Annotated in this window: 15 protein-coding genes; 1 reads left to right on the top strand and 14 read right to left on the bottom strand. The window is 36.6% G+C overall.

All coding sequences use genetic code 11. The features are described from left to right. Nucleotides 1-147: 147 nt before the first annotated feature. The 10 genes from GYV61_RS08750 to gmk form a co-directional block, all read right to left on the bottom strand. Nucleotides 148-834, bottom strand: a complete 687-nt coding sequence (locus GYV61_RS08750; RefSeq protein ID WP_174795515.1) for a thiamine diphosphokinase — start codon at nucleotides 832-834, stop codon at nucleotides 148-150. Next, nucleotides 831-1,481, bottom strand: coding sequence for a ribulose-phosphate 3-epimerase (gene rpe, locus GYV61_RS08745; RefSeq protein ID WP_122026198.1), 651 nt, complete (start codon nucleotides 1,479-1,481; stop codon nucleotides 831-833). The genes GYV61_RS08750 and rpe overlap by 4 nt, the downstream gene beginning before the upstream one ends. A gap of 8 nt (nucleotides 1,482-1,489) precedes the next feature. After that, on the bottom strand, nucleotides 1,490-2,383 hold the full coding sequence (rsgA, locus tag GYV61_RS08740) for a ribosome small subunit-dependent GTPase A (protein ID WP_174795514.1): 894 nt from the start codon (nucleotides 2,381-2,383) through the stop codon (nucleotides 1,490-1,492). Beyond that, nucleotides 2,376-4,355, bottom strand: coding sequence for a Stk1 family PASTA domain-containing Ser/Thr kinase (gene pknB / locus GYV61_RS08735; protein WP_174795513.1), 1,980 nt, complete (start codon nucleotides 4,353-4,355; stop codon nucleotides 2,376-2,378). The genes rsgA and pknB overlap by 8 nt, the downstream gene beginning before the upstream one ends. Beyond that, nucleotides 4,352-5,101, bottom strand: coding sequence for a Stp1/IreP family PP2C-type Ser/Thr phosphatase (locus GYV61_RS08730; RefSeq protein WP_110446716.1), 750 nt, complete (start codon nucleotides 5,099-5,101; stop codon nucleotides 4,352-4,354). The genes pknB and GYV61_RS08730 overlap by 4 nt, the downstream gene beginning before the upstream one ends. 4 nt (nucleotides 5,102-5,105) lie before the next feature. After that, a complete protein-coding gene (gene rsmB, locus GYV61_RS08725; protein WP_174795512.1) occupies nucleotides 5,106-6,431 on the bottom strand; it encodes a 16S rRNA (cytosine(967)-C(5))-methyltransferase RsmB in 1,326 nt (441 codons plus the stop codon). Further along, a complete protein-coding gene (gene fmt, locus GYV61_RS08720; RefSeq protein ID WP_174795511.1) occupies nucleotides 6,418-7,362 on the bottom strand; it encodes a methionyl-tRNA formyltransferase in 945 nt (314 codons plus the stop codon). The genes rsmB and fmt overlap by 14 nt, the downstream gene beginning before the upstream one ends. Nucleotides 7,363-7,375: 13 nt before the next feature. Beyond that, a complete protein-coding gene (priA, locus tag GYV61_RS08715; RefSeq protein WP_174795510.1) occupies nucleotides 7,376-9,775 on the bottom strand; it encodes a primosomal protein N' in 2,400 nt (799 codons plus the stop codon). Between the two features lie 61 nt (nucleotides 9,776-9,836). Next, nucleotides 9,837-10,055 carry a DNA-directed RNA polymerase subunit omega gene (gene rpoZ, locus GYV61_RS08710; RefSeq protein WP_046325061.1) on the bottom strand — a complete coding sequence of 73 codons (219 nt, stop codon included), beginning with the start codon at nucleotides 10,053-10,055 and terminating at the stop codon, nucleotides 9,837-9,839. A 1-nt stretch (nucleotide 10,056) separates the two neighbouring features. Then, nucleotides 10,057-10,671 carry a guanylate kinase gene (gmk, locus tag GYV61_RS08705; protein WP_110446233.1) on the bottom strand — a complete coding sequence of 205 codons (615 nt, stop codon included), beginning with the start codon at nucleotides 10,669-10,671 and terminating at the stop codon, nucleotides 10,057-10,059. 177 nt (nucleotides 10,672-10,848) lie between these two features. On the opposite strand from gmk, the gene GYV61_RS08700 reads away from it, so the two are divergent. Then, nucleotides 10,849-11,121 carry a hypothetical protein gene (locus GYV61_RS08700; RefSeq protein ID WP_174795509.1) on the top strand — a complete coding sequence of 91 codons (273 nt, stop codon included), beginning with the start codon at nucleotides 10,849-10,851 and terminating at the stop codon, nucleotides 11,119-11,121. Between the two features lie 35 nt (nucleotides 11,122-11,156). Here the strand turns inward: GYV61_RS08700 and GYV61_RS08695 are convergent, their stop codons facing one another. The 4 genes from GYV61_RS08695 to GYV61_RS08680 are packed head-to-tail and all read right to left on the bottom strand — an operon-like array spanning nucleotide 11,157 to nucleotide 15,441. After that, the gene (locus GYV61_RS08695; protein WP_174795508.1) at nucleotides 11,157-12,044 is read right to left on the bottom strand and encodes a GNAT family N-acetyltransferase; all 888 of its coding nucleotides are present in this window, start codon (nucleotides 12,042-12,044) and stop codon (nucleotides 11,157-11,159) included. A 20-nt stretch (nucleotides 12,045-12,064) separates the two neighbouring features. Continuing rightward, nucleotides 12,065-13,753, bottom strand: coding sequence for a DNA repair protein RecN (recN, locus tag GYV61_RS08690; protein WP_174795507.1), 1,689 nt, complete (start codon nucleotides 13,751-13,753; stop codon nucleotides 12,065-12,067). Between the two features lie 9 nt (nucleotides 13,754-13,762). After that, entirely contained in the window at nucleotides 13,763-14,575 is an 813-nt protein-coding gene (locus GYV61_RS08685) for a TlyA family RNA methyltransferase (RefSeq protein WP_174795506.1), read from the bottom strand. Next, on the bottom strand, nucleotides 14,575-15,441 hold the full coding sequence (locus GYV61_RS08680; protein WP_174795505.1) for a polyprenyl synthetase family protein: 867 nt from the start codon (nucleotides 15,439-15,441) through the stop codon (nucleotides 14,575-14,577). Before GYV61_RS08680 ends, GYV61_RS08685 begins: the two co-directional genes overlap by 1 nt.

Here is a 15,441-nt window from a genome sequence, read left to right as displayed (position 1 = left end):
TCAAGTAAAACTACAGACTATAACTTGTCTTTTTTTGACTTGAAAATTAATTGAAAGAGCAATAAGAATATCTCTATTTAAACATAAACTTTTAAACAGATTTTGGGAAATAAAAAAGCAGAAGAAATCTTCTGCTTTTTTTGTTGCTTAAATATTTTGAAAACGATTAATATCTTTGGACTGAATAACCGCTACTACTCCTTTTGCACATGAAAGTTCAAATGTATCTTTTTCTGGTAAAAATTCATTCGAGCTAAACGAGACGGGATTTGCACTACTAAATTTAGCCAAATTATATTTAGCTCCATTTATATTTAAATTCAGTACCTTATTTAAGGTTGCTACTCCAAAATATTGATAACCTAGCTGCCTTTTAACTAAATGTTTTCCAGCATTATAAAATTTAATTGAATTTTGCTGGTCAATAAGTGTTATTTTTTCTGTAAACTGGTTAAATTCGGGCTTAAGAACCATAAATAAATTAGACAAAAAGTGATCCAAGCGTCCACCCGTGGCACCAAAAATAGTCAAATGAGAAACACGGTAATCTAAAAAGGCGCAGCGAATAGCCAGCTCAGCATCAGTCCAATCTTTTTCTGGATTCGAATATCTAATATCAGCAACATTTTTTTCGATTTCTGCTAATTCATTTCTTTTTAGTGAATCAAAATCTCCCTCGGCCACATCTACTTTAATGCCCATTTCTTGTAAAAGAAGCGACCCGCGATCGACACCTATTACTAAATCACCAGTTCTATTAGCTTTTAGAAATTGTTCTTTGAGATCGTCAGGCCATAACTGTTTAGGCGCGCCTAGCAGTGCATAGGATTTCATTGCAGTATGCCTTCTAACTCCGTAATTTGCTTCTTAATACTATTCTGACAAAATAAATAAGAGCCAGCAACGAAGATCTTTGCTCCTGCAGCCTTAGCAATTTTAGCAGTTTGTTTGTTAATTCCCCCATCAACTTCAATTGGTACTGTTCCAGCGCTTAAACTAACGGCCTGTTTAATCCTTGAAGAAGATTCATGAATAAATTTTTGACCACCAAAACCGGGATAAACGGTCATTAGTAAAATTTGATCAACTTTCTTAAGAAATTGCTGTAAAACAGAAACTGCAGTATCTGGATTAAGAACTAAACCCGCTTTAACATTGTTTTCTTTTAAATAATCCAGCCAGTAATTGAGTTTATCCTCATTCATTGCCTCATAGTGAAGTAACACTATTTGTGCACCCGCTTTGACAAAAGCAGGTACCAAAACATCAGGGTTATTACTCATTAAGTGAACTTCAACTTCACTTGTCGGAAAAGTCTTTTTAAAATCAGATACGAGCTGCGGACCAAACGACAAATTTGGCACAAAATGTCCATCCATAATATCGATATGAAAGCGGCTGATGCCGCAATCAATCGCCGTTTGAATATCTTTTTCCAAATTTAGATTATTAATATTTAAAATTGACGGTGCAATCACTATTTTTCTCCTTATTTTAAATACTCGGGCAGCCTGCCATTTTCTATTTCTTTGCGTATTAACAAATAATCATCATAGCGGCTTTTTTTAATTTTTCCCGCTTCAACTAATCTTTTTACCTCACAACCGGGTTCGTTTAAATGCTGACAACCACGAAACTTACAATTGCTACTGGCTTTTTTAAATTCAATAAAATAATCACATAACTTTTTTACTTTAATTGGCGTAAGGTCAATTGCTGAAAAGCCTGGAGTATCTGCAAGATAACCTTTTCCTAAAGGAAAAAGGTTAACTGTTCTGGTGGTATGCTTGCCTCGATTTAAGGAATTAGAAATGGCGCCTGTTTCCTGCTTGACGTCACTTTGAAGTGAATTAATTAGAGTGGATTTACCTGCTCCTGATTGTCCAGCAAGAGTCCAGATGTCTTTATTGGCAATCTCATGAATCAGGTTATTGGCGACCTCTTCTTGGCTATAATAAATTCGATATCCTATAGCGTTATAGTAAAGCAAGTCTTCGTGAATCTTGTTTAGCTTTGAACTACTTAGTAAATCGCTCTTTGACAGGTAAATACTTACAGCAACGCCTTGCCATGAAAAGAAAGTTAAAAAGCGATCCAATAACTGCAAAGAAAAATCGGGTTGAACTGCTGACATTACTAGTAAAACATGATTCACGTTTGCTAAAGCAGGTCGACCAATCAGGTTTTTGCGAGGTAAAACTTCCACCAGGTAATTTGTGCCTTGGTCATCAATTTGGATTTTAACGTGATCACCAACAGTTGGTTTTAATTTATTCTTGCGAAAAACTCCCCTGGCACGAGTTCTTACAATATCATTAGCAGTTTGAACGTCATAAAAGCCTGCAATCAGACCAATAACAATTCCCTGATCCTTTCTAATCATTTTTGACCTTCTCATTTAAAATTACCTGGCCATCGCGTACTACTTTCAGTTGGCCAGGGCCGTCCCTAAGTTCGAATGGGATTGAGAAATTCATATCTTTTTTGATATATAAATCCCGGTAAATATTATCAATTGAGTGATTATCATCCGCAATATATATTTGAACATGATTACCGCGCTTATTATCAGAATCATCTTCATCATTATCTTCGTAGCTAACCGTAAAGTTTTTAATTGCCGTTAAATCGCGTTCCTTTTTTGCTCCCTCTGAAACATTAACAGAAATTGTACTTCCACGAGGAACCTGTGTACCTGCTGCTGGACTCATGGAAATAATCATTCCCTTCTTCACTTTGCTGGAATAGGCAGAGCTAACTTGCAGTGTCAAGCCGTGTTTATGAGCAAATTCTTGTGCCTGCTTTAAAGAATAATCTTTTAAATCAGGTAATCTAATCATATGATGCTTTGAGCGCGGATTTTTTCCTTTAGATATTACTAACGTAATTGTTGTTTGTTCCGGCTTTACTTCAACATCGGCAGCAACACTCTGAGAAATGACATGATCAGGTGGAACACTGGATGAAAATTGATTTTCACGAATTACTTCAAAACCTAATTTTTCAAGTTTTTGGACAGCAATATTATATTCATCACCAGTGACATCAGGTACTTGAACCATACCTGCTCCATCAGAAATATACAGGTCTATATAGCGACCTCGTTTTATTTCTGAGCCAGCAACAGGTGCAGTTTCAATTACTTTGCCGCGATCAATGCTATCGGAATTTCTATGCTTTATTTTGCCAACCTTTAAGCCAACACTTTCAAGTTTATTTCTTGCTTTTTTCTCACTCAGATTTGTCACATCGGGAATGCGGATATCACTATTTTTGTTATTATTGAGCACAAAAAACATCAAGCCAATTATTAAGATTGCTGCAAAGCCTACAAAAAGCCACCACCATTTATATTTACGCAAAGCTTGCGTAAAGCTGGAACGATTCTTGTGATAGTCAGCAGTCTTGTCTTGAGTTCTATTTTCCGCATCAGTCTTTTCGACTACTCGATTAGGTTTGAAATTCGGCAAAATAATGGTTTCATCATCATTATTGCCATGAGTGGGTTTAAAAACTGGCTCATTAGCCCGACCCGGTTCCAAACTGGTATCAAGGTCATCTTTCATTTCCTTAGCAGAATTATATCGGTCGCGCGGATCTTTAGCTGTTGCTTTTAAAACTACATTCTCTAATGGTTGCGGAATATTAGGATCTTGTTTTCTGATTGAAGGAATTGGCTCTTGAGCATGTTTTAAAGCAATTGAAACGGCGGAATCGCCATTAAAAGGCACATTTCCTGTAATCAATTCATATAAAATAATCCCCAAAGAATAAATATCAGATTGTTTGGTTACCAGTCCACCTCTAGTTTGCTCGGGGGACATATAATGAACAGATCCGATTGCAGAATTGGTTTGGGTGACAGAATTTTGGTTTAAGGCCACGGCAATACCAAAATCGGCAATTTTGATATTGCCATGCTTGTCCATTAAAATATTTTGCGGTTTTAGATCCCGGTGAATAACATTATGCTTATGAGCCAATGACATTGCACTCAGTATTTGGTCCATGATTTTAATGATATTACCTAAATTCAAGGGTGAATTTGCTCTAATATATTCTTTTAAATCAGGACCATCCACATATTCCATAACCATGTACGGCAAACCATGGTCAGTGCCAACATCCAGAACCATCACTATGTTTGGATGACTTAATTCACTGGTAGCAAGTGCTTCTCTTTGAAAACGGGCCAAGGTCTGAGGTTCTTTTTGTAAATCGAGCCGCAAAATTTTAACGGCGACTTTTCGCTGCAGAATAATATCTTCAGCTAGATAAACATTTGCCATGCCGCCTTCACCTAAAGTATCAATTATACGATAGCGGTCGCCTAACAAATAGCCCTTATTGATCATTGCTTGTCACCACCCTCATTTAGAATTAAACAAGCAGTGATATTGTCCTCACCACCCAAACGATTAGCTTCGTCAATCAGCTTTTGGCAACGACTTTTTAAAGACAAATCTTTTGTCGCAAGTATCTGTTGGATTTGGGGATCACTTAATGAATTAGTTAAGCCATCAGTGCAAAGCAAAATAATATCATTATCATTTAAAGCAATCTGCTTATATTCCGGATCAATTGTGCTGGAAACTCCAAGTGACTGAGTAATGATATTTTTTTGAGGATGATTTCTAGCTTGCTGCTTAGTAATTTGCCCCAGTTTAACCAATTCATTGACCAGAGAATGATCTTCTACAAGCTGAACGAATTGGCCATCTGAATAGCCATAGGCCCTTGAATCTCCTAAATGGGCGATTAAAGCTTCATCGTTAAAAACCACAGCCAATACTATTGTTGTCCCCATGCCATTTAAATCTGGAAAACGGTCAGCAGTTCTTAAAATTGTTTCATTCTCATTACTTAGCTGAACGTTTAGCCATTTACGTGCACTGTTTGAATCGTAAAAGTCGGTGACACCAAAATTGTGACCCAAATGACTCACAGCCATAGTCGAAGCCACATCTCCACCTTGATGTCCGCCCATGCCGTCACAAACAATAGCCAACAAAGCATTTTTTTTATTTTTAAAAACCTGTACAGAATCCTGGTTGCTCTTGCGTATTCGTCCAATACTAGAAGCAAATGCTGTTTTTATCAAAATCCTAACCTCGCAATTTAAACTTAGCAATAAAGAAGCCATCGCTACCATAACTATCCGGTAAGATTTTAAGCATCCCCTTTGGGGCTTTTAGCTTACCCGCTGTAAAAGGCTGTAATTCATACTCATCATGCCTTTTTAAAAAAGCTTTAACTACGTCTTCGTCCTCTTCTTGGGAAATAGTGCATGTCGCATACACTAATTCTCCATTTTGAATTAATAAGGAACTTACATGATCTAAAATATTTAATTGAATTTGTTGCAATTTAGTTAAGTCATTTAATGTTTTAGTATAACGGATTTCCGGTTTCCGCCTAATAAGACCTAATCCAGAACAAGGAGCGTCCACTAAAATTTTATTAAATTGCTCTTTTTTAAATTCTTGATCTGCTTTTCTAGCATCAAGTGGCTTGACAATTACTTTTGATGCCACATGCATCCTGCTGGCATTCTCTTTAACTAAACGCAGCTTATTTTCATGTATATCAAGGGCGGTAACATGACCCTGGTTCAAATTTTCAGCGATCTGAACAGTTTTACCTCCTGGTGCACTACAGGCATCAAGAACTTCTTCATTACCCTTAAAAGCAAAAGCGCTTACCGCCAAACTAGCAGCTTCATCTTGAATTGTCAATTTTCCTTGCTTAAATAAGTCAGTTTTAAAGATTCCCCCATGTGCTAAAATCAGTTCATCTGAAGCAATTTGAGAATCAGCAGGAAGAAATCCTAAATTTGATAACTCTTTTTTGACCGAAATATAATCAGCCAATTTTGAAACTCTCACTGTATTTTTAGACGGCTTATTAATACTAGCTAATATGGCAGCGGCTCTATCTTCACCCCAATGACTAATCAAGTACTGAACTAACCACTTAGGCGTGCTTTCTTTGACACTAAGATAAAGCGTCTTGTCTTTTTTATCTGGCAAAATTGAGCCTCTTCTTAACAAAGCACGTAAGATACCGTTGACAATTTTAAATCCAGCAGAATGCCTCTTACCGTATTCTTTTGCCAATTTATTAGCCTCATTTAGGACCGCTCTAGCGGGAATGCTGTCCATAAACAAGATTTGGTAAGCAGACAGCAATAATAATGGCCAGAGGTAATCTTCCTTGAGTTCTGTCTTCAATAAATCATGAAGTTGATACTCCAAATAAATTTTTTCTTGTATAGTGCCGTAAACAATTCTAGTTGCTAAATTCTGATCAGCTTGACTAAGCTTAGCTTCACGCAGACTATTATTAAAACTAATATTTGAATAGGAACCTGAACACAATACACGAATTAAAGTAGACAGGGCCACTGATCGGGCGCTTTTACGAGCCGACAATTTTATCACCTATAGCAAAGCTTTTTCCTTGTCCGTTTAAAAAGCTTTTTACAGTCATTTTTTTCTTTCCTGCTGGTTGAACCTCAAGTAAATTTAAAACCGTATGATTGGCAAAACTGATAGCAAAACGTTTTTTATTAGCAACTACTGTTCCAGCTGGTAGAGTGGTAGTTTCTGGAGCCACTTCGGCCCGCCATACTTTAAACCTTTTATTATCAACCAGCAAATAAGCTCCGGGAGCGGGATTAAGACCGCGAATTAAGTTGTTGGCTTCCGTCGCAGTCATGCTTATTTTTATTTGTTCCTGCTCTTTGCTAATGTTTGGAGAAAATACTACTTTAGTTTCATCTTGAGCCGTTTTTTTCTGAGGATCTGCAATAATTTGAGGCAAAGTCTGAAGCAACAAGTCACGTCCCAAAAAAGACAATTTCTCAAAAACAGTTCCTGCTGTATCATTTTTTTGAATGTCAATTGCTTTTTGAGCATAAATGGCACCGGCATCCATTTGCTTAACCATTTCCATAATTGTTACTCCAGTTTGCTTATCTCCATTGATCAGAGCATATTGGATGGGTGCCCCACCACGATACTTCGGCAATAATGAACCGTGAACATTAACTGCAGCAATTCTAGCTGATTGTAAAAATTTACTAGGTAAAAACTGACCATAAGCAGCAGTGATAATCAAATCTGCCTGCATAGCTATTAATTGTGTTAGTTCTTCCGACTTTGCCAAATGAGCAGGTTGAAAAACTGGTAAATTCAATTTTTGAGCTAAAACTTTAACTGGTGATTCAGTAACTTGTTGCTTGCGGCCAACTTTTTTGTCAGGTTGAGTAACCACTGCCTTGATTTCATATTTTTCGTCTGCAAGAGCCTTTAAAATGGGCACGGCAAATTTAGGTGTTCCTAAAAAAATTATTGATGTCATTAAACATTCCCCTTTACATTATGCGTTCAGGCTCATTGTCAATATAGACAGTTAAGCCATACTTTTTCATTTTTTGTGCCGAATCTTGGATTTGATGTAATAACTGGTTAAGATTATCTTCTTTTTTATATTTTACCAGTATTTGATAATAATATTTGTTTTTTAGACGAGAAATTGCACTAGGTGTAGGGCCCAAAACTATTGTTGCTTGGTGTAATTTGGGTTGTAACCATTTTTTTATCTTAAAAGCCTCTCTGGCAGCATTTTGTTCTTTTTTCGCAGCTACTGAAACCAAAACAGTATAAAAATATGGCGGATAATTACCAGCATGTCTAACACGCATTTCGTATTGATAAAAACGTTCATAATCCTGTGTCTTAGCTAGTTTAACCGCATAATGACCTGGATTAAATGTTTGGATGATTACCTCTCCCTTTTTTTGAGCTCGACCGGCTCGGCCTGCCACTTGAGTGAGTAATTCAAAAGTACGTTCAGAAGCATTATAATCTGGCAGCCAAAGACCTGTGTCAGCATTAACAACCCCTACCAGTGTTACATTAGGAAAATCCAGTCCCTTAGCAATCATTTGCGTGCCCAGCAATATATCAGCTTCATGATTGCCAAATGCATCTAAAATCTTTTTAAATGCACCCTTTCTTCTTGTGGTATCTACATCCATGCGCAACACACGAGTACCTGGTAATAATTGATTTAGTTCTGTCATCACTTTTTGGGTACCAGTTCCCAAAAAACGTATTTTTTTACTTTGACAATTTGGACATTTTTCAGGAATTGCCGTCGCATAACCACAATAATGGCACTGCATTTTATTTGTATCTTTATGCATAGTCAATGACAGATCGCAATTTGGGCACTTCATGACATAGCCACATTCACGACAAAGCATGAAGTTAGCAAAACCCCGCCGATTTAACATTAAAATTATCTGCTCATTTTTAGCTATTCTTTGCTTTATTGCTTTAACCATTTCGGTAGAAAGATCAAACTGCCCACCAGTATAGTTTGCCTTTTTTAAATCCACAATGTCAACTTTGGGTAGACCTTGTTTATTAGCACGATGTGGTAACCTCAACAACTGATAAACGCCCTTTTGTGCACGTGCTCTACTTCCAAGAGACGGGGTTGCGCTGCCTAATATTAGGGGACAAGAGTGATACTTACTGCGCCAAATTGCAACATCCCGAGCATGATAGCGCGGATTGTCCTCCTGCTTGTACGATGATTCATGCTCTTCGTCAATCACGATCAAGCCAATATTTTTTAAGGGCGCAAAAACTGCACTTCTGGCTCCCACCACAACACGGACCTCATTACGTCGTATGCGGCGCCACTCATCATACATTTCACCTTCAGACAAGCCGCTATGCAAAACAGCAACTTGTTGACCAAATCTGCTTTTGACTTGGTCAACCATTTGTGGAGTTAAAGATATTTCTGGAACCATCATTAAAGCATTTCTGCCCTCTTTTAGCGTAGCGCTGATAGCATTTAAATAGACTTCAGTTTTACCGCTGCCAGTCACACCTTCCAACAAGAAGATTCGTGACTCTTTTACCTTAACTGCTGGTACTATATGGTCAAGTGCCTCTTTTTGATCATTGTTTAGCTTAATTTTGTTAGACTCATTTTTTTTGCGGCTATAGTCTGTCAATGGATCACGATATTTTTCTATCTGCTTTTTATTAAGCCAGCCCTTTTTGATAGCATTGGTTAATGAAACTGTATTGAGGTGGGTATTATTTTCAATTTGACTTTGCATTAAAGGAAAATTATTAAAATTTTCGATTAAATACATAATGAGCTGCTTTTGTTTGACAGCATTTTTCCTTAATGACTCGTAGATACTGACATATTCTTTCTTAGTTTTGCATAAAGAATATTCGTTTTCAGTTTTAACCCGGGCTTTATTTTCAACAAGGTATTCAACTTTGGCATCATTTGAATGCAATAATTGACGTATTCCGGCAATTTGCTTATTATCTGTTATTTTAGTTAAATCTAATGGGTCTCCCTGGAAAAGACCCATTTTTTGCGCCTTTGCGGAATTAGGTACCAAAATTTTACGGTAGTTGGCCCGCATAATTCTTGGAAGCATCGCTTTTAAAATTGATATGCGATAAGAATAAATATTATCAGCTAAATCCTTTGACAGCTTTACTAATTCCGAAGTTAGCGGCGGCATTTCATCAACCACTAAAAGTAAATCTTTTAATTTACCTTGATATTGACTTGTTGAACTTAATCCCACCACGAAACCTTGTAATTTGCGTGGACCGAATGGGACAAAGACCCTTGAGCCTATTTCAACTTTACCAAGTTCCTTTGGCACATGATATTCAAAGACTCGATCCGTTTGCTTAGCCGCAACATCAACGATTACTTGTGCAATCATTTAATCACCTTCAAAAAATGACCTCCATCTCTTTTAGGATGGAGGTCATAAATTTTATTAATTACTGATTAACCTCGCGATGATTGGGATCAACGGTAACTTTACCAGCTTCTATTTCTTCTAAAGCCTTACCAACTGGTTTTTGTGATTTGTAGCTTTTTAAAGCTTCAGGATCACCGTCTTCCAATTCATGTGCTCTTTTGGCCGCAAGAACTGATAAAGAATATCTTGAATCAACCTGTGCCAACAATTTATCAATAGATGGATATGTAACTCTCATTTTAGTCCTCCTTAACCATTTTGCGATAAGTATCAATGACACGTTTTACACTAACATGTTCTGCTTCGACAATCGCCTTGATATGATCAACTGCATTGGCAACTGTATCATTAACAACAGCATAATCATAATCCTGCATCACCAGAATTTCTTGACGAGCCTGCTTTATCCGACCCATAATCACATCTTCTGATTCAGTACCACGATTTTCCAACCTGGTATGTAATGTATGCAAATCAGGTGGCGTGAGAAAAATAAACACCCCATCAGGCATTTCTTGTCTAACTTTTTGGGCACCATTAACGTCAATTTCCAGCAGAACATCTTTACCTTCATCAAGCATTTTCGCAACTGGTGCCTTAGGAGTGCCATAATAATGGTTCACATATTGATTATACTCCAAAAGTTCATTTTGACTGATTGCCTGCTTAAATCGTTCTTCAGTAACAAAAAAATAATCTTTACCATTGATCTCTCCAGGCCGTGGCTGTCTGGTGGTCATGGACACGGAATATTCAAATGGAAAAACTTTATTCTTCACAATTGCACTTTTAACGGTACCCTTACCTACTCCCGAGGGACCCGAAAGGACAAGTAACAAACCTTTTTCTGTCATGCCAAACTCCCTTATGAAAAGCTATTGTATCTAGTTTGCACTAAAATGATAATATTTTCAAGTCATGGTATTTTTAACCAACAAAAAAATTTAAAGTTAATACTTGTTTTTTAGAACAGATGTTCTTATAATATAAGTTGTCAAACAAATGTTCGGTTAAATACAAGGGATGGTTTGATGAAAAACTCACTAAAAAAACTTTGTCACTATTTTTTCGATTATGACGATGAAAAATTAAGTATTTACAGCCAATATAATTATGAAATTTTAGCTGAACTCAATAGAGCTCTACTTGGCCGCTCATATGTGCTAATCAGTTATCAGGACGGAACAAGTGAAATCGGCCAAATTATCAACCGTATTTCTGCAGGGCGCTTTATTTTGCGTTCAGTAAATAAAAAGATTATAAAGATTATTGATATTGATAATATTTTCAGAATTGATCTTTAATAGTCAATTTTACTAAAATAATTTATTGCCAGGAATCAATTTGATTCTTGGCTTTTTAAATACAGTGTCTCACTTAGTATTTTAAAACCAGCTTTTTCATAAATGTGAATTGCCGTTTTATTGGTGATGTCAGCATTTAAAGCAAAAACTTTACTACCTTCCTTTTGCAAAATTGCAATCATCTTTTTGATAAAAAATGTCCCAAAGCCTTGTCCCCGAAATAGCTTATCAATAAACAAGCCGAAGAAATAGTCCTCTCTTTCACCATGATCCACAGCACAATAACCAGCAACTTCATTACCTTTTAATAAAATAAAGCTTGTAGTATCCTTATCTGCCAACGCATTTTTAACATATTTAGTAGATGTGGCAATTGCTTCTCCAAAAGCATTGCTGTGAGCCTTAGCAACTTGATCAACATATTTCTCGGTTAAAAGTTTAACTGCTAAAATTTGATTTAATTTATCTGCTTGATTAAGTGGCAAAGGTTTTTCAGTCCGCATGTAGTAATCAGAATCTTCTTTCACTGCAGTCAACTTGCAATTGGTTAAAAATGCTGGATTCTTTGCCAAAAAAGCTTTTTCTGTTGGAAATTCCCACTTATGATAACCATATTGCAACAAAATATGTTTGGCACGTTTCCACATTTTTGTAGCAACATGGTGCCTGCGAAATTCAGGATCAACTACCAGATGAACCTCTACTTCTTCATCAGGACCGTCATCAGCATAAAGCATTGTTAAGCCGATTAACTTTTGTCCTTCATAAGCCAAGACAAATGTTGGCATATCACCAAAATAGTTGTACTTGTTGCTTAAATAAATATTTGAATAGGTGTTATCAGCTTTATTTATTCTTTTATTTAAACCAGCAGCCTGTTTAGTCTCATCGTTATTTAAAGTAACTTTTTCAACAACTTCCATTCTTTTCCCTTTCACTATTATTATTTCTTTTTTCTTTTAAAGCTCCTCATCAAATCCTTGGCATTTTGTTTAGCTGCTTGCGTCACGTCACTACCAGCCATCATTTCTGCAATTGCAGTAATTGTTTCTTCTTGAGTTAGAGGCCCAATCTGAGTATAAGTAGCACCATCTTTGACTTTCTTGGCTACCAAATATTTCTGATCTCCCGCAGCTGCTACTTGCGGTGAATGTGTAATCGCAATAACTTGTTTATTTTCACCAATTGAATGCAATTTTTGACCAATTGCCGCGGAAACGCGACCGGAGACGCCAGTATCAATTTCATCAAAAATCATTGTTCCTACTGGTTCAACTTTACTGAAAATTGCCTTCAAAGCCAAAATCAAACGGGATTGTTCTCCTCCTGATACAATCTTGACCAAAGGCATTAATTCTTCACCCGGGTTTGGTGCTATTAAGAAGACAATATTATCTGTACCATTCTTAGTAAAAGTTTTGGTCGTTCTAAAATCAATACTAAAGCGAGCCTTAGCCATGTATAAATCTGAAAGTTCCTGCTTGATTTTGCTTTCCAAACTCGCAGCCACTTTTTTTCTCATGTCATGCAGACTTTTTGCTTCAGCCTGAAGCTCTTGTTCAAGATTTTTGAGCTGCTTTTGCAGTTTTTCCTCATCAAGTCCGCCAGCTTCATATTGACCCAATTCAGTCTGGATTTTGTCATAAAAAGCAAAAACATCTTCTAACGAAGGACCATATTTTTTCTTGAGTGAATTAAGCAAATCTAACCTGCTGGAAACATATTGAAATCTTTCCTCATCAAAGTCCATTTCGTCAAGAACATTTGATAATTCACTGCGTGCATCACTTAAAGCAAAAACCCCATCATCAATTGTCTTGGCAATATCTTTAAATTTTGCACCATACTCTGTGAGTTCATTTGCGGCACTTTGAGCGTTACCTATTAAAGTTTCAATACCGTGATCCTCGTCATCATATAATTGCATTAAATAATTAGCAGTATCAACGATTTTTTGATAATTATTTAATTCATTATATTCTTCTTCAAGTTGATCATCTTCATGAGGATCTTTCAAGTCAGCCTTAGACAGTTCGTCATTTTGAAAGGACAAAATATCTTGTTTTTGTGCCATTTCCTGTGCATTTTTATGCAAAAGACTAATTTGCGCTGTTAATTTTTGCCACTTTTTAAAATTTGATTGGTAAAGTGAGAGTTCTTGTTTAAAATCATTTGACGCGTAATTATCCACTAAATCGATTTGTCTATCCTGATCCATTAAAATCTGCTGGTCATTTTGGCCATGAATATCAACCAGATAATTACCCAGCTCTCGTAAAACATTAATTGTGGTTAATTGACCGTTTATTCGAACAATATTGCGTCCTTTAACAGCTAATTCCCTGCTGATAATCAATTGGTTGTCTGTATTGGGAATACCATATTTTTCACAAATTTCAGTAATTTTTTTAGTCACATGGTCAACTTCAAATAAGCCTGTAACAACAGCCTTTTTCTCACCACTGCGAATCATTTCTTTTTGACCACGGCTGCCCATTAATAAAGAAACTGCATCGATAATAATAGATTTCCCAGCACCAGTTTCACCAATTAAGACAGTCATATTTTCTTGAAAGCGAACCTTCAATGCTTTTATAATGGCAAAATTTTTAATATCCAGTTCAACTAACATTTCTTTCTCCTAAAGATCGGCAACAGCCCGAGCAACCACTTCTTCCGGGGTCCCAGACCATAACAATTTTCCGCCATCTTTTTCTTCTTTTTGTAAATGTATTAAAAATTCAATATTACCTTTGCCACCTTTTATCGGTGAATAGTCAATATTAAGAACATTAAATCCAATTGCTCTGGCTTTTTCAATTGTATGCTTAATGACAGCGCAATGAACAGCGTGGTCGTGGACTATTCCGTGTTTGCCGACATGCTGTGGACCTGCTTCAAACTGCGGTTTTATTAAACAAACTGCATCACAGCCATCTTTTAAGATCTGAAACATCGGCGGCATAATTAAATCAAGCGAAATAAAAGAAACATCTGTCATCGCAAATTCGGGCTGTCCGTGAGTGAAATCACTTAGCTGACTATAACGAAAATTTTGTTTTTCCATCACAATTACACGAGGATCATCTCGCAGTTGCCATGCAAGTTGATTATAGCCAACATCCAGTGCGTAAACGAGTTTAGCCTTATTCTGTAAAGCCACATCTGTAAAACCGCCAGTAGAAGCACCGATATCAAGGCAGATTTTATTTGATAAATCAATCTGAAAAGATTTTAAGGCTTTGGCAAGCTTAAAACCTCCACGAGAGACATACTTCTTATCATTTTTTTTGATATAAAATATTTCATCAACGGGAAAACTGGTACCGCTCTTATCTATTCTCTGGTGATTATGATCAGAAACTAATCCGGCCATAATAGCCCGCTGAGCCTGAGTCCGCGAATGAAATAATCCTTGCTGAACTAATAAAATATCCGCTCTCTTTTTTACCATTACAATACCTTTTTATATAAATCCAGAAATCCTGCTAAAACATGTGAGTCAATATTTTTTAAAGATTGCTGAGCTTCATTAATTAGAGCAGATAACTCTTCACGGCTTTGGGCAACTCCAAGTAAAGTTAGGGTATTATTCTTACCATTTTCGGAATCTTTATGCGTTTTCTTACCTGCTTCTTCACTAGTTTCGATCACATCAACTAAATCATCATAAATTTGATATGAACGACCAAAAGCATGAGCAAATTGGAGAAGTTGCTTTCTTTGGGACATATTTGCGTGACCATAATCTGCTGCCATTTCAACACACGCTCTGAGCAAACAGCCCGTTTTTAACCATTCCATCTTATTTATAAATTCAGAATCATGGGCGACACTTTCATTGTTTGTAGAGTCGATATCTAAATACTGACCGCCAACCATACCATTGGGACCCACTGCTTTAGTAATAATATTCACTAAATTGGCTGAGTTGCTTCCTTGAGCGATCCACTGAATTCCCATTGGTAATAGTGCATCCCCAGCAAGAATTGCTTCAGCTTCACCCCATTTTTTATGACTTGTTAATTTTCCTCTGCGGAAATCATCATTATCCATCGCTGGTAAGTCATCATGAATCAATGAATATGTGTGAATTAATTCAATTCCACACGCAATCCTTATCTCGTTGTCACTAATTTTGGCTTTTAGTGCAGCTAAAGTTGCTAAAAATAGTAAGGGCCGCAGCCTCTTGCCACCAGCCATAACTGAATAGGACATGATTTGACTTATTTTTTTATCTGTAACTTCACTTTCAAGATGTTCTCTTAAAAAGTTATCTATTACTGGAGTCCATGTTGCTTTGAATTCATTAAATGTCAT

The organism is Lactobacillus melliventris, from assembly GCF_013346935.1.
Lineage (GTDB): Bacteria > Bacillota > Bacilli > Lactobacillales > Lactobacillaceae > Lactobacillus.
The sequence above is the reverse complement of the archived record's forward strand: the minus strand, read 5'-3'. Positions and strand labels throughout refer to the sequence as shown.